This is a genomic window from Pectobacterium wasabiae CFBP 3304 (assembly GCF_001742185.1).
GTDB classification, from domain to species: domain Bacteria; phylum Pseudomonadota; class Gammaproteobacteria; order Enterobacterales; family Enterobacteriaceae; genus Pectobacterium; species Pectobacterium wasabiae.
The window spans coordinates 4,436,179-4,456,613 of sequence record NZ_CP015750.1 but is presented as its reverse complement, the minus strand read 5'-3'; the positions used below and the strand labels follow the sequence as shown (position 1 = coordinate 4,456,613).

18 protein-coding genes are annotated in these 20,435 nt (G+C 51.2%); 5 read left to right on the top strand and 13 right to left on the bottom strand.

Annotated elements, in window-relative coordinates; translation table 11 throughout:
• Positions 1-445 precede the first annotated feature (445 nt).
• From asr to rstA, 3 genes are all read right to left on the bottom strand, one after another.
• Positions 446-862, bottom strand: coding sequence for an acid resistance repetitive basic protein Asr (asr, locus tag A7983_RS20270; protein WP_005972335.1), 417 nt, complete (start codon positions 860-862; stop codon positions 446-448).
• A 178-nt stretch (positions 863-1,040) separates the two neighbouring features.
• Positions 1,041-2,354 carry a two-component system sensor histidine kinase RstB gene (rstB, locus tag A7983_RS20265; protein WP_005972333.1) on the bottom strand — a complete coding sequence of 438 codons (1,314 nt, stop codon included), beginning with the start codon at positions 2,352-2,354 and terminating at the stop codon, positions 1,041-1,043.
• Complete coding sequence (gene rstA / locus A7983_RS20260) at positions 2,351-3,088, bottom strand: two-component system response regulator RstA (protein WP_005972330.1); 738 nt, start codon at positions 3,086-3,088, stop codon at positions 2,351-2,353. The genes rstB and rstA overlap by 4 nt, the downstream gene beginning before the upstream one ends.
• A gap of 208 nt (positions 3,089-3,296) precedes the next feature.
• Between rstA and A7983_RS24610 the strand changes: the two genes are divergently transcribed.
• From A7983_RS24610 to A7983_RS20250, 3 genes are all read left to right on the top strand, one after another.
• The gene (locus tag A7983_RS24610; RefSeq protein ID WP_005972327.1) at positions 3,297-3,983 is read left to right on the top strand and encodes an Imm26 family immunity protein; all 687 of its coding nucleotides are present in this window, start codon (positions 3,297-3,299) and stop codon (positions 3,981-3,983) included.
• Complete coding sequence (locus tag A7983_RS24605) at positions 3,928-4,491, top strand: immunity 26/phosphotriesterase HocA family protein (protein ID WP_235778004.1); 564 nt, start codon at positions 3,928-3,930, stop codon at positions 4,489-4,491. Before A7983_RS24610 ends, A7983_RS24605 begins: the two co-directional genes overlap by 56 nt.
• A 145-nt stretch (positions 4,492-4,636) precedes the next feature.
• Entirely contained in the window at positions 4,637-5,212 is a 576-nt protein-coding gene (locus tag A7983_RS20250) for a YceI family protein (RefSeq protein WP_005972321.1), read from the top strand.
• 56 nt (positions 5,213-5,268) lie between these two features.
• Here A7983_RS20250 and A7983_RS20245 read toward each other — a convergent pair whose 3' ends face one another.
• The 6 genes from A7983_RS20245 to A7983_RS20220 form a co-directional block, all read right to left on the bottom strand.
• Positions 5,269-6,072, bottom strand: a complete 804-nt coding sequence (locus tag A7983_RS20245) for an anti-sigma factor family protein (RefSeq protein WP_005972319.1) — start codon at positions 6,070-6,072, stop codon at positions 5,269-5,271.
• The gene (locus A7983_RS20240) at positions 6,069-6,584 is read right to left on the bottom strand and encodes an RNA polymerase sigma factor (RefSeq protein ID WP_043885443.1); all 516 of its coding nucleotides are present in this window, start codon (positions 6,582-6,584) and stop codon (positions 6,069-6,071) included. The genes A7983_RS20245 and A7983_RS20240 overlap by 4 nt, the downstream gene beginning before the upstream one ends.
• A gap of 30 nt (positions 6,585-6,614) precedes the next feature.
• Positions 6,615-7,337 (bottom strand): dihydromonapterin reductase, encoded by a 723-nt coding sequence (gene folM / locus A7983_RS20235; protein ID WP_005972315.1) that lies wholly within the window; start codon positions 7,335-7,337, stop codon positions 6,615-6,617.
• 178 nt (positions 7,338-7,515) lie between these two features.
• Positions 7,516-9,219, bottom strand: coding sequence for a C4-dicarboxylic acid transporter DauA (dauA, locus tag A7983_RS20230; RefSeq protein ID WP_005972313.1), 1,704 nt, complete (start codon positions 9,217-9,219; stop codon positions 7,516-7,518).
• 163 nt (positions 9,220-9,382) lie between these two features.
• A complete protein-coding gene (chaA, locus tag A7983_RS20225; protein WP_005972311.1) occupies positions 9,383-10,483 on the bottom strand; it encodes a sodium-potassium/proton antiporter ChaA in 1,101 nt (366 codons plus the stop codon).
• A 327-nt stretch (positions 10,484-10,810) separates the two neighbouring features.
• On the bottom strand, positions 10,811-11,614 hold the full coding sequence (locus A7983_RS20220; protein ID WP_005972309.1) for a siderophore-interacting protein: 804 nt from the start codon (positions 11,612-11,614) through the stop codon (positions 10,811-10,813).
• A gap of 552 nt (positions 11,615-12,166) precedes the next feature.
• Between A7983_RS20220 and A7983_RS20215 the strand changes: the two genes are divergently transcribed.
• Positions 12,167-12,853 (top strand): gamma-glutamylcyclotransferase, encoded by a 687-nt coding sequence (locus A7983_RS20215; RefSeq protein ID WP_005972306.1) that lies wholly within the window; start codon positions 12,167-12,169, stop codon positions 12,851-12,853.
• Between the two features lie 61 nt (positions 12,854-12,914).
• On the opposite strand, the gene A7983_RS20210 is transcribed toward A7983_RS20215, so the two are convergent.
• The 4 genes from A7983_RS20210 to narX all read right to left on the bottom strand — a co-directional run bounded on the left by A7983_RS20210 (position 12,915) and on the right by narX (position 18,362).
• Positions 12,915-13,955, bottom strand: coding sequence for a DUF481 domain-containing protein (locus tag A7983_RS20210; RefSeq protein ID WP_005972304.1), 1,041 nt, complete (start codon positions 13,953-13,955; stop codon positions 12,915-12,917).
• 419 nt (positions 13,956-14,374) lie between these two features.
• Positions 14,375-15,649, bottom strand: a complete 1,275-nt coding sequence (locus A7983_RS20205) for an acyltransferase family protein (protein WP_005972302.1) — start codon at positions 15,647-15,649, stop codon at positions 14,375-14,377.
• 261 nt (positions 15,650-15,910) lie between these two features.
• Entirely contained in the window at positions 15,911-16,561 is a 651-nt protein-coding gene (narL, locus tag A7983_RS20200) for a two-component system response regulator NarL (protein WP_005972300.1), read from the bottom strand.
• Complete coding sequence (narX, locus tag A7983_RS20195) at positions 16,554-18,362, bottom strand: nitrate/nitrite two-component system sensor histidine kinase NarX (protein WP_043885445.1); 1,809 nt, start codon at positions 18,360-18,362, stop codon at positions 16,554-16,556. The genes narL and narX overlap by 8 nt, the downstream gene beginning before the upstream one ends.
• Positions 18,363-18,698: 336 nt before the next feature.
• On the opposite strand from narX, the gene A7983_RS20190 reads away from it, so the two are divergent.
• Positions 18,699-20,087, top strand: a complete 1,389-nt coding sequence (locus A7983_RS20190; RefSeq protein WP_005972295.1) for a NarK family nitrate/nitrite MFS transporter — start codon at positions 18,699-18,701, stop codon at positions 20,085-20,087.
• Positions 20,088-20,435: the final 348 nt, after the last annotated feature.

The window sequence follows — 20,435 nt, the reverse complement described above, 5'->3', positions numbered from 1 at the left end:
AAAAATGAGACGATAGTCTTCAAGTGATTGATTTGAACGGCAGTCTTATCTGGTTTGACCTGCTGATGGGGAGGTGAATAGATTAAAATATAGGAAGAAATAATATTGTTAATAGGATTTGTTATCAATATTGATGTGTGTTTTTTATACGGATAGACGTCGACGTTTAATAATCGTGACAATGCGTGGATAGCCGCATGGTAGAGAAATGCTGAGAGCTAGAGAAAAAAACTCAGAGTGATAATGCCACAGAGCACAACGAGGGATAGCATAATTTCAAATGAATAACGCCGCATCATTCTCTCGCCCCCCATAAAATAGACACCCGGTGAGCTGGGTGTCTGATGATGACTCTGCGTTCGCTCTTAGTGGCGAGATTCAAACTGGGCTGACCGTAAGAGCGACTCCTCCCCCATAGGTAGGGGAAGGAGAGGGCGCTTACCGATTACGCCGCTGGCGTGGTATCAGCAGGTTTTGCAGTTTTAGCTTTCTTCACGTGTTTCTTAGCTGCCTGTGCTTTTTGTGCAGGAGCTGGCTTCGCTTTCTTCACGTGTTTCTTAGCAGCCTGTGCTTTCTGTGCAGGGGCTGGCTTCGCTTTCTTCACGTGTTTCTTAGCAGCCTGTGCTTTCTGTGCAGGGGCTGGCTTTGCTTTCTTCACGTGTTTCTTGGCAGCCTGCGCTTTCTGTTCAACAGTTGGCTTCGCTTTCTTCACCTGCTTTTTATGGTGAACAGCTTTAGCTGGAGCAGAGGTGGTCGTAGTTGCAGACATTTGAGCGGGTACGCTGGTTACGGTATCTGCGGCAAATGCGACAGAGGACAGACCCAGAGCCGCACCTGCGATCATAACTAATACTTTATTCATCATCATTTCCTCGTTATCTCATTCACGTTTCGTGACCCTCAGGTGGGCCGTTGAAGAGAGAATAGGAGAAACAGAGGGTGGCTTCAGTGAGTGATTGGTTTCGGCGTGTAACCTAATGTACAAGCCGAGGAAAGCGAGGGAAATATTGAAAGACAGCGGGATTGCCGCTGTCTCGGTGTTAATGCTGAATGGCGATGGTGGCCGGTTCTGCCACGGTTTTCACTGGCCAACAGAAACGAAAACGGGCTCCGCCGAGCGGGCTTTCATCCACGGTAATACTGCCTTCGTAAGCGCGTGCGATAGCATGAACAATCGCCAGCCCCAGCCCACATCCACCGCTGCTGTTTTCGATACCCGCTTCCAGACGGATAAACGGTTCAAAAACGCTTTCCCGGCTTTCGGGCGCAATGCCGGGGCCATCATCCTCGACTTGCAGACAGGCGATATGCTCGGCGTCGGATGTCAGGCTGATACGCAATTGGCTATGGCAGAAGCGCACCCCGTTGCCGATCAGGTTGTTCAGGACACGCTCCATCAGGCGCAAATCGAGCGCACCAATGTGCGCTGAATGCGGCATTTCCAGCGAAATGCGCTTTTCAGGATGGATAAGACGAAAATCGTCAACTTTTGCCTGTAGCCACGAAGGAATATCAATATCGGCAAGGTGCAGCGTCACCTGTGGGCGATCGAGCCTGGCATACGTCAGCAGTTCGTCAATCAGCGCTTCAAGTTGACCAATATCTCGATTTAATGCCTGCTGCTCGTCTTCTGTCAGGTTGTCACTCATGGCCAGCCGATAGCGCAGCCTGACCAACGGTGTACGCAGTTCATGTGCGATATTGTCAATAAGCTGCTTTTTACTGTTGATGAGTTGGTTTAGGTTATCCGCCATCCGGTTGAAGGCGACGCCTAGCCGAAACAGGCTTGAGGTGCTATCAAAGTGAATGCGCTCTTCCAGATGGCCATCTCCCAGACGCTGTGCGGCATTTTCCAGTTTTAGCATGGCTTGCCAATGCGGTCGCATCCACAAGAAAACCGGTAGCGCTAGCGACAGTCCAATGAGCATCACCAGCAGTAAATCCAGTAGCCGCATTTCGTGCAGGAAGAACAAATAAGGAATAGGGCCGACGGCGAGAACATAGTGGCTGCGGGGGATGCGTTGGATAAACGTGTATTCATCATCCAGCGCGATAATTTCTCCCTGATTCAGACGCTGCCGATTCTTGGCACTGAGCGTATATTTACTCACGGGCTCGATGTGCAATTTGAACGACAGGTTTAAATCGAGCTCGCTGATGGTCTTATGCCACTCGCGGGGAGGGATTGCACGCAACTCATTACGAATGAGATACAGCGAGCTTTTCATCAGGTCATCCATGGACTGGCGTCCGGCGCGTTCGGCGGTGACTTTATAGACCAGCCCGACCAGTAGTGTCATGACGACAAAGCAGGCGAACAGCAGTAGAAAAAACTGAACGAACAGCTTTCTCATAGCGTCACGCTCTCCCAGGTATTAGGGGCGAACAGATAACCTTTATTGCGCACGGTTTTGATACGGAACGGCTCCAGCGGGTTATCGTACAGTTTTTTACGCAGGCGGGAAATCGCCACATCAATACTGCGATCCATACCGTCGTAGGTCACGCCGCGCAGGTTTTTCAGCAGCGCATCCCTGTCCATGATGTGGCCGGCATGGGTCGCTAATTGCCAAAGTAGATCGAAATCCGCGGTGGATAACACGATGTGCTCTTGCCCTAATGTGACTTCTCGGTTGACCGGGTCGATACAGAGCAGGCCGAAGTGCAGGGATTTATGTACCTGTAACGCAGCGGGCGCGGTACTTTCTGCCACCGTTTGTGGCGCGGTGGCGTATTGCCGCAAATGCAGGCGTAGGCGGGCGAGCAAGACTGCGGGTGGCGTGGTTTTCAGTATGTAATCATCGGCACCCATTTCCAGTGCCAGAATATGATTCATATCGCTGTCCAGCGATGTCAGTAGCACAATTGGGCCGCTGTACTGTGGCCGCAACTCCCGGCAGATGGTCATCCCGTCTTTGCCGGGTAGCATAATGTCCAGCAGCACAAGGTCGGGCTGCTGTTGCTCAATGAAAGCCTGTGCCTGATCGCCTCGCGCTTCAACCTGAACATCAATGTCATGCTTGCCGAGGTAGGCAGCGATCAATTTTCCAACCTCGGTATCATCTTCTATAAAAACAATCTTATGCATGGTATCTACGTTATCCCCATCTCATTGCTGATAGCATAGCCTGATGATAGAGGATAAACGAGACGTGAAGCGTAAATGGGTGTTAAGTGTTTGTTTATTTGTCTAAATTAGATAAGCTGCGGTGCGTGTTTTTTTAGGCGATTCTCGTTATTTATCGAGAACGGCCACGCCATAATGACTGATTATTCCACTGGGAACCGCGTTAAAGATGAAACCGATTGATCAGATAAATAGTTGGATGCTGGAAGCCTTACGCCCTTATTTCGGTCTGGAGTCGTTATCGGCTGAATGGGATATTTTAACCATCCGAGATGGCTATTTTATCTGTTTCGATGGCGATACGATCCGCAAGCGTATTACCGCCACTGAGTTAAATTATCAGGAAGAAGACGTCATTATTCACACCCGTGGACGTGAGGTTATTCTGCCGAGAACCTCACGCGGGAAAGAAAAAAAGCTCACTTACACCAGCGTTTCCAGTGTAATGGCGGACGGTATTGTATTTTCAGCGGGCATCAGAACGCTGAACTCGGGAAGCTGCGGCTATATTACCGCCAGCAATTACCGAAACTCTATCCGACTCCCGTTGCCAGAATGTCGGGATTTGGTCAGCAAAGAAGAGATCGTCGACCGGCTGCGCGCTTATCCTGAGCGCTTACCTGCTGATTATGCGCATAAGCTGGAACGGCTGATGCATATGAAAAACCAGCAGCATAAAACCATTCCGGGCGATATTTTTCGGGTCGAAATAGATTTACATACCGATGGCTATGTTCTGGTTATTGGCAACCTGCGCCAGATGCAAAAGGACGAATTGTTTGCTGAACACAGCATCTGGCATGATGACGATGCCGCTGTTTGTTCGGCCTTATCTTTTCCGCACGACCGAGCGTAATCCATCGCTGTCGGAGATTGTGGCCTCTCCTTTGTCCGAAAAATGCTGGATTGTTATGGATAACGCTTTTTTGCGCGGTAACTATGAGTTTGTGGGATCGAAAATGCTGGCGGAAGAGGACATTCTGTTTCCTGTTGGTTATGGCCCAAGAATTACCACACAGAAAAGCGACTATCGTCTGTCGTGGGGACCTAGTTCGATAAGTAAAGCCGCTCAAGATACGGTTTTTAAGATCCAACGTCGCTATATGAATAATGGTGCCTATAGCAGTGTATCTGCCGACTGTTTTGCCGATAGCGGGTTCCCTGATTGGGATAAAACGCTGGGCAACCCGGAACACCGCGAAGTGTGGGAGCAGGTATTGGCCGAGTTTGGTTTTCCGCCCGATACGACCTACGATGCCTTTGCCCAACGTACCAGCGGGATGACGCGTGCGGCTTACCTGAGGTATGTGGCCGAGCATAAAGCGTATCAGCGCAAGGTACGTGGGAAGAAAAAAGATTCGTAATCGCATCAGCAACCTCGTTGAGCGGGGTGCTAATGCAGTGCTCGCTAGGCTTTTTCCTCAGAATGAACAGAAATAGTGAAACGTGTCCGAATAAAGTCGTGCTCTGGAGCGTTTACGCGTTGTCTATTCTGAGGAGAATCCTGTTATGACTCGCATCGTTCCTGTACTGGCCTTCGGGCTGCTCATCAGCCCACTGTTGCACGCTATGCCGCTTAACTACACCGTTGCTACTGATAACACCGTTATTGGGCTTTCATGGCAAGCATTTGGACACCAGTCACAAGCCTCTCTCGATGGCGTGACGGGCAACATTACCCTGGATGCTGAAAAGGAAATAAATGACCGTATTGATGTGAAAATTCCAATCACGACGCTACAGGCTTCCAACAGCCTGTTGACCTATCAGTTAAAAAGCGGCCTGTTTTTTGATGCTGAACACTATCCAGCGATTACTTTCGCCAGTAGCAGGGTTGTGGCGCTGGGTCATGGTCACTTTCGGGTTTTTGGTTCACTGTCGGTAAAAAACGTTCAACGCCCGGTCATTCTGGATGCCACGCTTGAAGAACATGGGGGAACCTCATCCCATGATGGTTCGCTATTTCTTCATGCCACCACCACTATTTCGCGCTCATCTTTTAATATGGATCGGTTTACCGGAGTAGTGGACGATCGTGTAGCGATTAATATTGAAATTCAGGCGAAAGTCGGACACATCGTATAAGTATTTACCCTCCATACACAGACGGAGTTGTCCGTGCGTGGAGGGCCGTTCACTGTCTATGCCAGCGACGCTTGTAATCTGAGCGCACTTTCTGTCAGCGGCGTAACAGGGCTACGGCCAATTAATACAAACTGATAGCCGCGATCGCGCCACCAGACAACCTGCATATCATGGCGTTGCTCATTGTGAAGCGCAGTGGCAGTTGCCTGGCGATCGGGGGAAATACACAGTGCCATCGGCCCATATGTGGTATGCATCCAGGTAATCTGCGCAATCGACGTATTGTCATAGCTCAACAGGCGTACCATTTTCAACGCTGCATCGTGAATCGTCAGCTGTTGTTCATTGAGAGACAATCCGATGTCCTGAGCCGTACGAGACAGCCCACGCTGCAAGGTCTGTGCGGAGCTGTCCGCATCGAGTAGGGTTTTAGCGCTGTACAGAGACATGTACTGGGCTTCAAGATCGCGAATTTTCTCGCTGTCGCTGAGAGCGGTCTGGGGATAACGTGCGAAGTAGCCTAACCCTGAGCCAATCACCAGAAAACTGAGAGAAGCGGCTATCAGCGAGCGGCGGCTGATTCCTGCATGAGATGAGGGTTTACCAAGGATTGGTGCTGTCGTTACTAATGCCTCAAGTCTGGCCTGCATCTCCGCCTCAGGTGCTTTGTCGAGTAACGGGGCGAAGGCTTCTTCAAAATCAAGCCGGCTTTTCATCAGTTCGGCGGTGCGCTCAGCAAGCTGTTCGTCCCCCTCAAGTAATGCCTTGAATCTTTGCGCATCAGCCTCATTCATCTCGCCATCTAACCAGGCAACAATAGCTTCGTCGCTATAAGGAGGAGTAAAACTCATGGGTTTCAAGACTGTTTCTCCTTTGCAGAGGGCGGGGTATCAACTGGTTTAGCCAGCGTCCCCCGCGCGGCGGCCAGTCGGCTCATTATGGTGCCGATCGGTACTGACAGCGTGTCCGCCGCCTCCTGATAGGTAAACCCTTCGACATAAACTAAAAATACGGTGTTGCGCTGTGCTTCTGGCAGTGCGCTGACGCGCTGCATTATTTTCTGGTAGTGCAGACGATCGTTATTCCGCTCATGGGTATCTGGAGCAAGCAATTCTTCGCTTTCGATAAACCCTTGCCCCTGGCGTACACGGCGGGCGCGCAGTTCAGAAATCCATATTGAGTAGAGAATGGAGAACAGCCATCTGTCGATACGGGTACCTGGGGTAAATTGTGTACTTTTTTCGAGTGCACGAACGCAGGTAGACTGGACTAATTCTTCGGCAACTTCGTGGCTGCGTGACAGTACCAGCCCATAGCGCCACATGCGTTTTAGGTGAGCAGTAAGCTGCTGGCGAACTTCACTGTTAGTGATTTTTTTATCCTCACGTTACTACTCAACGTTCTAGCGTAACGCCCGTCCGCCATCGACACCCAGCGTCTTCCCGGTGACGTAACTGCTCTTGAACAAATAGTCCACCAGTTGGACTATTTCTTCTTCCCCAGGTGCGATTTTCATCAACGATTTTTCCAGCGCCTGCTGGCGATATTCGTCGTCATCCTGTTCCTGAAACAAGATCAAACTGGGGGCGATGGCGTTTACTTTCACTTCCGGTGCCAGCTTACGGGCAAATGACCGCGTCATGTTATCCAGCGCGGCTTTGCTGGCGGCATAGGCGATGTGTTTCTCGCTGCCTTTTTCTACCACGTAATCTGTCAGATGAATAATATCCGCGCCAGCAATGCCTTGCCCGCGCAGGCAAGCTTCCAGCAGTTGGTTGAGTAAATAGGGGGCATAGACATGAATTTGCAGCATATCGCTCAGCGTCTGCTCTAATGGCGTGTCAGGTTTTTCTGGTGTCCAATTGCTGGCGTTGTGAATAATGGCGCGCAACTTCTGGGTAAGTAATTGAATTTGCTCTGCAAATATATAGATGTTTTCCGTAGTGGAAAAATCAGCGGCCAGACAAATCGCGCCGTCTTGCCGTAGCGCCTCAAGTTCGGGATAAAGGGTGCGATAGCTGATGATGACCGGGATCGATTGCGCCAGAAACGAACGCGCTAGCGCCAGCCCGATACGCCGTGCGCCGCCGGTAATTAACACGGGAGCAGAAGAAAACATTGCCACAATCAGGTCTCCTCAACACGCTAGTTAAAAGGGGAGCGAACCGTGACAATATACCTGAATTAACGACTATGTAGGTTATGGTTTTACCCTTGTAGGGGCTGGTGTAGTAAATCACTGGCGAAAAAAGGAGAAGGGGAAGATGGAACTCCCCCTTAACCCACAGCGCTAATGGTTTCTACTACGCTGAACGTACCGTTGTCGCCTCAATGGCCTGCGCCAATGAACCGTAGAAGCTCAGTCGCCCTTCAATCGGGTGAACCTTCGCCCGTGCCAGCGTTTTTAGCGGCTGGAAGGGAATGTCCGTAATGATGAGCTGTTTACCCTCGGGCAGTGTTTCGCTAAAGCGCAGGAACGCATTAAGTCCACCCGCATCCAGTACTGGTACGGCATCCCACTGTAAAATAATATTTTGGTAGCCTTCGCTGCGTACCGTCAGGTCGTTGAAGATGCGCTCTGCTGCGGCGAAAAACAGCGGGCCGTTAACGCGTAATACCAGATGGTCCGGTATTTTAGTGTCCGGCAGTTCGCTCAGACGGGTCATTTGCGCGATGCGACGCATGAAGAGCAGGGACGCCAGAACAATGCCGACGGTAATCGCGATCACCATATCGAATAATACGGTTAACGACATACAGAGTAGCATCACGATAATGTCGTCTTTTGGCCCGTGGCGCAGTAAATCCACCACCTTATGTGCTTCGCTCATGTTCCAGGCGACAATCAGCAGCAGTGACGCCATCGCCGCCAGCGGTAGATAAGATAGCCACGGTGCGAGTATCAGAAGCGCCAACAATACCAGCAGCGCGTGGATCACGGCAGAAATCGGCGAGTTTGCTCCCGCCCGCACGTTGGCAGCAGAACGGGCAATCGCGGCGGTCGCGGTAATTCCTCCAAAGAATGGGGCAATAATATTACCGAAACCCTGACCCATCAGTTCCGCATTAGAATTGTGTTTTTTGCCTGTCATGCCATCTAACACGACAGCGCACAGCAGCGACTCAATCGCCCCCAGCATCGCCATCGAAAATGCCGCAGGCAGCAGGGCGGAAATGCTTTGCCAATCCAGCGTCATCGTTTTCCCATCCGGCGACGGAATGTCCCACGGCAGAATGAGCTGCGGCAGAATGGGGGGAATGCCTTGCCCTTGCGAACCATCCGCGAGCAGATAGCTAAAGCGGGAACCGATGGTGGCCACGTTTTCGCCCAGCAGCGACATGATCCCCATCACCGCGACCCCTGCCAGCAACGCGGGCAAGTGACCGGGTAGGCGGATGCCGAGTCTGGGCCAAACGATGAGAACCAGTAGCGTCGTTGCACCAATTAACGTATCAGCAAGATGCAGGGTAGGCAGCGATTGCGCCAGTGCCGCCACTTTTTCGACGTAATGCTCGGGCACTACGGCCATCTGCAAGCCGAAGAAATCCTTGATTTGCATCGTACCGATGGTGATAGCGATCCCAGAGGTAAAACCTAGCGTCACTGAAAGTGGAATGTATTCGATCAGACGGCCGAAGCGGCAGAGCCCCATCAGCAGCAGAAATACGCCGGAAAGCAAGGTGGCGACCAGCAGGCCGGATAACCCAAACTGCTGCGACACGGGATAGAGAATGACGACGAAAGCCGCTGTCGGACCCGAGACGCTGTAGCGTGAACCGCCGCTGACGGCAATGACAATCCCGGCAATAGCCGAGGTATATAGCCCGTACTGTGGGGGGACGCCGCTGGCAATCGCCAGTGCCATCGCCAGCGGGATGGCAATGATGCCGACGGTAATGCCAGCGATAATGTCGTGGATAAAACGTTGTAGCGTATATTTTTCGCGCCAGCACGCGTCAATCAGCGCGCTGAACGGCCTGATGCCGTTAATTCCGTGCGTTTTCATCTAAGCAGAAACCAAAGTAAGGAAGTAAATCAACATGGCGGGCCTGCCGGTCCGTCGACGACAGCCTTACGATACGCCGGAGGCGCTCAGAAGATCCAGAGATACATCAAGAGAAGTGCGGTTTGGCGAGGCTGACGCGGCAAAAACCGCGTCAACGGGGAGGTTATAGCGTGATGGTGATCAGATAGGCGGCAAAGAGCGCTAAATGCGCACTGCCGCTCAACACATTGGTTCTGCCTGTGGAGAATGTAATGTGGCACAGCACCAGCACGGACAGCATCACGACGATATGCGGCATATCCAAACCGAAGTTCAGCGTGCGGCCCGTCATCATCGCGATGATTGTGACAGTAGGGACGGTGAGTGAAATCGTCGCCAGTACGGAACCGAAAAACAGGTTCATGGCGCGCTGTACCTGATTTTTCAGGACGGCGCGTATTGCTCCCAATCCTTCAGGCGATAGAATTAACAGCGCGACCAGGAAGCCGGTGAACTGTGTCGGGGCGTTCATTTCGGTCAGCAGCGTTTCCAGCGGCATTGAATTCGTTTTGGTCACGGCGATAACGGCTATCAGATGCACCAGAAGCCAACCGGTGTGCCACAGTGAACTGTGCGCGGACGGTTTACCGTGATGCGGATCGTCGCCGTCACCTTCGTCTTCATGTTCATAGACAAATAGGCTTTGGTGTGTACGCGTCTGAATCAACAGAAACACGCCGTACATCGCGGCAGAAATGGCAGCAATAATCAGCGACTGCGTTACGCTGAAGTTACCGTCAGGCAAGGCGCTGGGGAAAACCAGCACAATCACGGCCAATGGGAAGATCGCCATCAGATACTGCTTGATGCCGCTGAGGTTAACATACTGCGTAGCGAACTTACGGCCACCGAGCAAGAGGGCAAAGCCCACTAGACCACCGGTGACGATCACAATGATGGAATAGAGCGTGTCACGCATCAGGTCCGGGCCTGCGTCACCGGTGGCCATCAGCGCCGAAATCAGGCTGACTTCAAGGATCACGACGGACAGGCTGAGGATGAGTGAGCCATAAGGTTCACCCAAGCGATGTGCGAGCACGTCAGCATGACGTACTACACTAAATGCACTGAAAAGAATACCGGCTAGCGCGAGGGCATTAATACCGAGAATGGCGACAAAATCTTGCGAACTGCCCCACATATAGAGCACGGCCAGCGCAATAACAGGAAAAATGAGTGAGTATTCATGATGGCGAGTTTTGACCACCTCAGCATGAGACTTCATTGTGGGTGTTCTCCTTATCCAGAGGAATGATACGGCAAAATAACCCCGTCATACTTCAAGTTAGCGCACTGACACTCGAATGACTCGGGCATAAAGCAATTCATTACAGGCGTAAGACCATTTTTTCATGGCCGTAACACAATAATAAACCGCAAAAAGTTACTAGAAAGTAGTTATAACGTAATAAAACGAACAATATGATAACAGATTGTCGTATTGGTGCGGAGAATTTTACGGATTTTTACGCTTTGAGCATAAATTTAAATGAAAAGGGAGAATTTATGCATCTTCTCCCTATGATGATAATATCAAATGTGTTTTTTATGGTTATTCATCAGGATTGTCCATGATATCGTGGCGTTTATGATGATAATCCTCTTCATTTAACCCTTCTCGCCAATAAGGTACTGCATACATCTGATTTCGCTCACACCCGCGTTCTCGACGCACATGGCGACGAAGGTGAACCACGATACGATCCTCACCGGCTAGCCAGTAAAATGCATTTTCAGTCACCGGGAGTGCCTGAAAATGGTGGATCAGCGCGTCGGTCGTTTCTGTTCCGCCGACGATCCAGTGCAGTTGAAACTGTGCTGGTTTCGCGATATCGAGTTTGTCAGCCTCGCTGTCGACACGGATCACCGCATGTCCTTGAGCGTCATCGGGCAGGTGTTCCAGCAACGCTATGAGCGCAGGGAGCGAGGATGGGTCGGCTGCCAGATAATACGCGGAAGCTGGAGGCAGCATCGGGAGTGGGCCACCGGGTTGTGAAATACCCACCCAGTCGCCGGGCTTGGCCTGACGAGCAAAATTGACGGCAGGGCCAACGTGGTCATGCAGCGCGAAAACCATATCCAGCTCTGCATCTTCTGGACGCAACGCTCGGACGCTATAGGTACGAACGATAGGGCGGGCTTCGCCTTCCGGCCAGATCGGGCCGCGTTCGCCGATGGTCGGTAGAGCAGGCTTTTGTTGCCCAGCCTGAGGCAGAAATAGTTTGAGATGTGCGCCATATCGCTCGGTTGGGTAATCGCGCAACGCGTCATGATGAAACGTAATACAGCGTAAATGTGGGGAAATATCGTGAATCTGTTTAACCTGAACTAAAACAGGCTGACGCGGCGTTGCCATTCAGTGTCTCCGTGGTAATCAATTCCAGTGTAGGGATGATAATAACACGAGATGATAACTATTATCATTTCGTGCCTTTGTCGTTATTTTTATCGAAATAAATACGCTGCTAGTGTTTTCACATTAAGTGGACCGCTTGCGGCAGGTATTTGACGTCACAAAAATGGCGTTTATATCAGGAAAACGTCAAGTCTAGCGATGCGTTGCCGATTAAGTTGATATACCCGTCATACTTCAAGTTGCATGTGCGTTGGCTGCGTTCACTCACCCGAATCACTTACCTGAGTAAGCTCATCGGGATTCCTTCCCTTGCCGCCTGCCTGAAACTCGAATTATTTAGGGTATTAACGCTGCATCATGTGTGAATGAAACATTATCACGAACTTTTTCAGGTTTTGTGACCCGCATCAAACTTGATCGCGGAGCCATAAATGAATAACCTCAGGTTCTGTGGTGCTGTAAAATTAAGCAGATAAAGTAGTTAGGTTTTAAAACGCAGGGCGAGAGCCGATCTGACGAGCAGAAAAAGAGTAGGGTTGGGGGTGGTAAGTAGTGTTAACACGCGATTTTTTGCAGAAAGCAGATTGTAGAACGTCTTTTGGGTGTATTGAAGAAACCTTACTGCTCACGCCGCAGCAGCGCGCTGATTCGCTGGACAGGACGTTGGCGCTACGGCCCAATAGCTGTCCCGTCTGGGTATTTGGCTACGGTTCGCTTATGTGGAACCCGGTTTTTGACGCCGAAGAAATCTGTCTGGCAACGTTGGCGGGGTGGCAGCGTGCTTTTTGTTTGCGCCTCACTATCGGTCGCGGCACGACAACACAGCCGGGGCGGATGCTGGCGTTGCAACCCGGTGGGCAAACGACGGGTCTGGCTTTCCGCCTGCCTGAAGCGTCATTGCGTGAAGATTTGGAACTGCTGTGGAAGCGTGAAATGCTGACGGGCTGCTATCGTCCGCTCTGGTGCGAACTACATCGTAAGAACGGCGTACCGCTGACGGCGCTGGTGTTTGTTTCCGAGCCGGAACATCCCCTGAACGAAAATGATACCTGCATTCAGAGCGTCGCACCGCTGATTGCACGCGCCAGCGGTCCGCTTGGCACCAATGCGCAATATCTCTTTGCACTCGAGCAAGAGTTGAAAAATCATGGAACGGAAGATGAACGCGTGAGCGAATTGGCGCAGCGGGTGCGTATTCTGCAACAGTCGTGTTCTGCGGCAACGGGGAATGGGCAGTAACAATACGGTGAGTGGTGAGATTCACGGTGAACGACGATATCGCCCTTCACCGTGAGATATATTACCAGCCGACGCCAACACCCATGGTGTACAGCGTGTCGTCAACATTCCCCTGATTACTTTCGATACGGGTACGTGACACTTTCATGGTCATTGAAGACCAGTCGGTCAGCTTGAAGCGCAGGCCGGCATCCGCTTTCAGATAGATTGGTGCTGTGCCATCAAATGAACGACCCAATTCACCGTTGGTGAAGGCTTCCACGGTTTTGCTGAACAGATAGCGGTTGTACGCCCACTTCATCGCGCCAGAGTAGAAATCATCATCGCCCTGATCGCGGTACACGAAGGTTTGGGAGTTGACCAGTGACGTCAGTGAGAACGCGCCTAAATCGTTATCCCAGAACTGATAACCTGGACCGAGACCGAAAGAGCGGTTGATTTTAATGCTTTCGATCCAGTCGCGTTTGTACTGATAACGAGCCTGCCAAAACCAATTTTCATCCACGAATTTGTCCAGCGCATATTCGCCAGCCGCATTCTTGGTGCTCTCGACTTTATCCTCTTTTGCCAAATGGTAGCTGGCATCAAGGTTGTGTCGCCACGTATCGTGACGTGCTTTCGTGTTCAGTGCCACATCGTAGTTATCGGTTTCTGTCGAGCTTTTCTTGTGCGACATACCGGCATCAATGTTGCCTTTCCAGACGAAATCGGTCACCAGCGGCTTCTGCGCCACGATGGAGGTGATTTCGGAAAGCGCCAATGTTTGCGGGCCGTTTGCTTCGTTAGCAAGCGACGGGCTCGCGACGATAGCGCGGTTTTCACCGGCTTTCACCGCCGGGTACAGTACACCTTTCTCGTAGCGTTCGCCCTGAATCACCAGACCATGATCGCTTTCAAAGGTTTTCACCTGATCCCAAGCTACAGAGATGGAGCCTGCATAGTCGGTGTTGATAAAGAGTTTGCCGCCGTCAAGCAGCGTGATTTTCCCTGTGACCTTGTCGCCATTGTTCAGCCAAATGGTGTCAGCGCGGCTTTGCGTAATGCCTGCGGAGAGGGCGATGACCAAGCTAAGGGAAGAGATTGCGTGTTTGGATAGTGTCATTATTGCCAAATAAACCGTGGTGACATGTAGTGAGATGTCCGTCAAAGACGTACAGCCGTTGAAATATCCGTCATACTTCAAGCTGCCTGTACGTTGACTGCCCTTACTCACCCCAGTCACTTACTTCAGTAAGCGCCTGGTGATTCGTGCGGTTGTCGCCTTCACGCAACTCGAATTATTTAGGCTAAAACGAACCGATTTAGCCCGGAACGGCAAACATTAACAGGAATCTGAGTGATGCTCTACCCGAAAACGATAATTGATTAGAATGTAAATAGTTATAAAAGTTGCTATTGATGATTAACCGCTATAACGCGATGTCTGTCACATTTTTAGCAGTGGCAGGGAACGTCGATGTAGGGCGGTGAATCTCTGGCCCAGTCTGTTTCGGGCCAGAGAAATGTGGGCGAGTGATAATGCTACGCGGTGCGCTGCGTGTGGGATGCGTTGCTGCTAAGGAAACGCGAGATCAGTAACGTTCTTACGCGGAACACGATCCGTTCCTGGAAGAGAACGCACAGCGTCACCGTGCTGAGCAGGAAAATGATATAGCCCGTCATGGACAACTGCACCTGACCTGCAGCGGCAATACACTGATCCCAATCGCTGAAGCAGGCCATCGGATTACCGCGCACCAATTGTTCCAGGGTGCGGAACAGATTGAAGAGCGGAACATGTAGCGCAAAAATGGAAAGTGATGCGGCACCCAGTCGCGGCGACCAATGTTTCAGCCACTCGCTGTTAGGTTCACGCGCCAGCGCGCTGAGGCACACTAAACCGACCTGAGCGGGTAGCAGCAAACCGTTGTGCAGCAGGAAGTACCAATAGGCGTCACCTTTCGTGAATAGCCAGGTGGCGGCGAGGAAGTTTATCGTGATAAAAATGGCGACACCGTAGCGCTGGCTTTTGCTCAATGGTGAACGATCTTTCTGGCGATAATGACGGAACAGTGCATAGCCTAAAATCCCGGCCAGAAATTCCGGCAAACGGAAGATCGGCCCACGCTGTAACAGTCCGGTGTACGGCATGCCGTATTGCTGCTGCCAGATCACCCAAATCGGCGGTAGTAGATACAGCAAGCAGACGATGCCCATCCACAGCCAGGGGTGACGACTGTTCAAGAGACGCGGAGCCAACAGCGGAAACGCCAGATAGAAAAAGAACAGCGTAGAAAGTGACCATAACGGGGCATTGAAGGTCAGGAAGTAGGGATTCCATGCCTGCAACATCAGTACCTGCAATAACCCGTTGAACGCCAGTTGTGCATTCGTCATGTAATGGCGCAGCGTTTCGGGATCGGCTGCGGGATCGTTGGTGTCATAAATGACGAAACGCGCGCTGGCGACTTGTCCTTCCGGCGGCACCGCCAGCCACTGCATGAGCGTGACAACGGCAATAGAAGACAGTAGGGCAATGATATGGATAGGGTAAAGATTGAAGAAGCGTTTAGCCCAGAATTGGCGCACAGGTTCACGCAGACGTCCGTCCTTAATATAGACATGCGCGAGCAAAAAGCCAGACAGGACAAAGAACGTGCTGGTCGCGAAGAACCCCATACTGGTGAGTTCGCTCAAAAAAGGAATGCGCTCACGCTGGGGATAAATGTGCACGGTGTGATAAATCATCACATAGCAACCGAGCAAAAATCGGAGCCACTCCAGGCCGATAAATCGCTCTTTACTGACCTTCTTCATGTTGTTCCTCAACGTTAAACTCGGTGTAAAAGCTTAAAAATGCGATTACGAACTAGTTTAGACGAGAGCAACGTCACATTAATTAGGATAATGGCTATAAATACCGGCGTCGTTTAGCAACCGTTTAATTTGGCGGGGTAGTGGTGGTATTTCCACCAATTTCTGCTGCATCCTCGCTCGCGCGAGGATAATCTCGATGGGAGGGGCGCCTGAGCGCCTTATCCTTACCGCTGATCATAACTGCTTGTTGTTACGGTTTGATTACATGACTTTTTCTTGCAATACCCAGACTGCCGCTTCAACTCGTGATTTCAGCTTCATTTTCTTCAACAGATGTTTGACGTGAACTTTGACGGTGCTTTCCGTAATCGTGAGCTTACGGGCAATCACTTTATTGGAGAGTCCCTGAGCCAGCAATTTCAGAATATCGCGTTCGCGCGGCGTGAGCAGTTGAATATCCCGGTCACTGCTGTGGCGGCTTTCACGCAGGCTGGCGGCCAGAATCGGTGTCAATGTTTCACTCAGCACCATTTTCCCTGATGCCGCTTGATGCAGCGCGGCGAGTAAATCTTCCGGCTCCATATCTTTCAGCAGGTAACCATCGGCACCGTTTTTTAAGGCGTTGACCACATCGTCTTCATGGTTAGATACGCTAAAGACGACAATGCGGCCGGACAGCGATTTTTCCCGCAGCCGATTCAACGTTTCCAGGCCATTCATACCGGGCATATTTAAATCGAGCAGAATCAAATCCGGGTCCAGTTGTTCCGCTAGTTCGACACCCTGTTCGCCGTGACTGGCCTCACCTGCCACCTGTAATTCTGGGTCCATACTGATGAGTTGTTTAACGCCATTGCGCAACATGGGATGGTCATCAATCAGCAGTAGGGTGGCGGCGTCTTCGTTAATCATGTGTTTCTCCTGTTAATGGTAGCCGGTGACGGTATTCGGAGAGGAAGTTGACATTCACTTCAGTGCCCCCCTTCGGCCGGCGTCGAACAATGCATTCGCCGTGCAAACCTCGTGCACGGTCGCGCATGATAATCAGTCCATAGTGGTTGGCACGGCTGGCATCATCGGGAATGCCGATACCATTATCCGTCACGCTGAGTTCGATGTAACCCTGACGTAGTTGTAGCGTGATATCGACCTGCGTGGCCTGCGCGTGCTTATAAATATTACTCAGTGCTTCACGCACAATTTGCAGAACGTGAATGCCTTGATGAGCAGATACCGACTGTGGCGGTAACTGGTAATGTAGTTCGATGGGATATCCTAACCGCTTGCCGAATTCATCGACCGATGCGCGTAGAGCGGCCAGTAAGCCAGACTGCGAAAGCTTCAGTCGGAAGGTGGTCAGCAGCTCGCGCAGTTGTCCATAGGCGGTGTTCAACTCTTCTCGCATTTCCGTCAGCAGTTGCTGTGACGCGGGGGGCAAATCGCCCCCCTGCATTTGCAGGCAGCTCACCTGAATTTTCAGGCAAGAAAGGGATTGCGCAATAGAGTCGTGTAGCTCGCGGGCAATGGTGGCGCGTTCTTCCATCAGCATCAACTGCTGTTGATGGTTGGATTGTCGCTCTAACGCCAGCGTACTGGTCAACTGTTCCAATAAGGTATTCAGTAACTGATTCTGATCGCGACTGAGCGTGGTATTACCCGGCAATGTGGCCAGCACGACGCCGTATTGTCCGTGTTTATCGTGGAGATCCCAACAGTGAGGTTCACCCGGTAATTCTTCACGTTTTGCCTGCATACCGCAACTCTGACAGCTATTATCTGGGCAGTGATCCGGTTGTAATTGGCTGCAATCGCTAAACTGATGAAACTGTTCTTGATTGTTATCTTCATACAGCCGCAGTTGAATATTGCGCAGTGGCGTTAACGAGGGTAATTCGTTCAAGATCGGCATCAATCGACTGCACAGCGGCGCACCGGTATGCAGGCGTCGACTGGCACGATAAAGGAAAGAAAGCAGGTCGTTTTTCTGTTGCAGATCGGCGGTTTTCTCGGCCACGCGCTGTTCCAGGCTGTGATACATGGCGGAAAGCTCATCCGACATGCTATTCAGCACTTGTCCCAGCGTGCTCATTTCATCATGACCATTAATGGCGACGCGCTGGGTGAAATCACCTTGTCCGATAGCCTGCGCCATCGACACCAGACGTTGCCACGGTGTTAACAAGCGGCGACGCAGATAAAAGAACGTGGTAATCAGCAGAATAAACATAATGCCGATGAAGATACGCTGCACCAGTGTGACCATCATTAACCGCTGCTCGGTTTTATGATCGATGGCGGAAACCAGATCGTCCAGTTGCTTCACGAAACGCGCGACATCCGGCGAGGCATCGGCGGAGTGCGTCGCCTGCCGCAGATGCGGTTGCAGGCTCTCTAGCCAGAAAACACGCAGCGCAGTGAATTGCTCACTGAGCCCTTCCCGGCGTACAGCCTGCTGAAGGTCGCTACTGATTTCGTCTTCTTCCAGTTCTTGTAGGTAAATTTCATTCTCAGCAGAGAGCGGCACCATCGAGAGCAGACGGTAGCTCTGCATACGCAGTGAGCCTGCTTTATTAATGGCGTGCGCGTTCCCTTGAATGCTTTGCGACATCCAACTGGAAACCGACATACCGGCAATACCCAGCAAACCGAGTAGCAACATCAACAGTGCAACCTGATTGACGAGCGACAGCGGCAGCAGGAAACGTTTCAACATAATAAAGCGACCTCTGCTGGAGGAGTAGAAAACCAGTACCGAGAAGGATAACCCTTTTGGCATTTTTCCCGATCCTACATGATAACCCCATACCCATTAGTAAGTACCACCGAATATCCATGTCTTGAAAGGGGATATGGCAGTGAGAAAAAATAGAGAGATAACAGCTTGAATTATCGTTGCTTATTTTTCTATTTTTATTACTCATTAAGGAGTGTGGTTATTTTAACTCGGTTTTTTTACCTGACAGCGCGTTGATTTGCATCAACTTTACCTGCGGTGTAATCCCTAATGTTGCGCCTTAATTCTACCGCGTTTTTATTTATCGAGGTTTTTATGACGCAGCCTTCATCACCCGAAAAAGTATCGCAAAGCACGCTGATAAGGGAATGGAATCCTGAAAATACAAAATTATGGCAATCTGGTGGACAACGGATAGCACAGCGTAATCTTTGGATCTCTGTGCCATGCCTGCTGTTGTCGTTTTGTGTCTGGATGATTTTCAGCACCGTGGCCGTCAACTTAAATAAGGTTGGATTTAGTTTTACCACAGACCAGCTCTTTTTGCTTACCGCGCTGCCTTCCGTTTCCGGCGCGCTGTTACGTGTTCCTTACTCCTTCGTTATCCCAATCGTTGGCGGCCGCCGCTGGACGACACTAAGTACCATTATTCTGGTTATTCCATGTATCTGGCTTGGATTTGTCGTACAGAACCCGCAAACGCCTTACAGCGTTTTCGTTACGATTTCTCTGATGTGTGGGTTCGCTGGCGCTAATTTCGCCTCTAGCATGGCTAACATCAGTTTCTTCTTCCCCAAATCACGTCAGGGCAGTGCATTAGGTATTAACGGCGGATTGGGTAACCTCGGCGTGAGTGTGATGCAGTTGCTGGTGCCGGTGGTGATTTTTCTGCCGATTCTGGGTTTTTCTGGTAATGGCGTTGTTCAGTCAGACGGTAACCAGATTTGGCTGCACCATGCTGCGTGGATGTGGGTACCGTTTCTGGTTATTGCTGCAACGGCTGCCTGGTTTGGCATGAACGATCTTTCGACGGCTAATGCGTCGATACGCAAGCAATTGCCGGTTTTGAAGCAAATGCACCTATGGGTGCTCAGCTTTCTGTATTTGTCCACCTTTGGTTCATTTATCGGTTTTTCGGCAGGCTTCGGCATGTTGTCCAGAACGCAGTTTCCGGACATCGTTATTCTGTACTACGCCTTCTTCGGGCCACTGCTGGGGGCGTTGGCGCGTCCGGTTGGTGGAATGCTGTCTGACCGCTTTGGCGGTGTGAAAGTCACGCTGATTAACTTCATCCTGATGGCGATTTTCTCGGTACTGTTGTTTCTGTCTTTGCCGAGTGCGAACTCTGCGGGTTCATTCGGGATGTTCTTTGGCATCTTTATGATGTTATTCCTGACGGCCGGTCTGGGTAGTGGGTCAACGTTCCAGATGATCGCCGTGATTTTCCGTAAATTAACCGGGGATCGGGTTAAAGCACAGGGTGGAAGTGATGCAGATGCACAGAGTTCTGCTGCCACGGATACCGCTGCGGCGCTGGGCTTTATTTCGGCCATTGGCGCTATCGGTGGCTTCTTCATCCCGCAAGCCTTTGGGATGTCGCTTGAGTTAACCGGTTCACCCACCGGTGCCATGAAGGTATTTGTGGTGTGCTACGTGGTGTGCATCCTGGTGACTTGGCTGTTTTATGCCAGAAAGAAAAGCTGAGCCTTGACCCGGCTCCCAACCCCCTCTTAGCCACATTTTATGTCGACTAAGAGGGGGTTCCGTGCGCGGTTAATGCTGTCATTTTCATGCTACTCCGTAGCTCGCGCCCGGCACGGCTCAAACGCCGCTCGCCCCGTGGCGCAAGCTTTCGCCGCATCCCTGCGGCTCATCCTAAGCCCGCTCTCTCCTCAGCATAATTTTTTACGCCAGAAAAATGAGGACAGAGAGTATTATCAGAGTCTGCATAACAAGTGACTAAGACGCCGCCTTTTTCGGGGAGGCGTTTTTTTTCGCGCTGCATCCAGCTACCCCTCCACTGAATCTGCACGATTTTTCGTCATCTTTTGA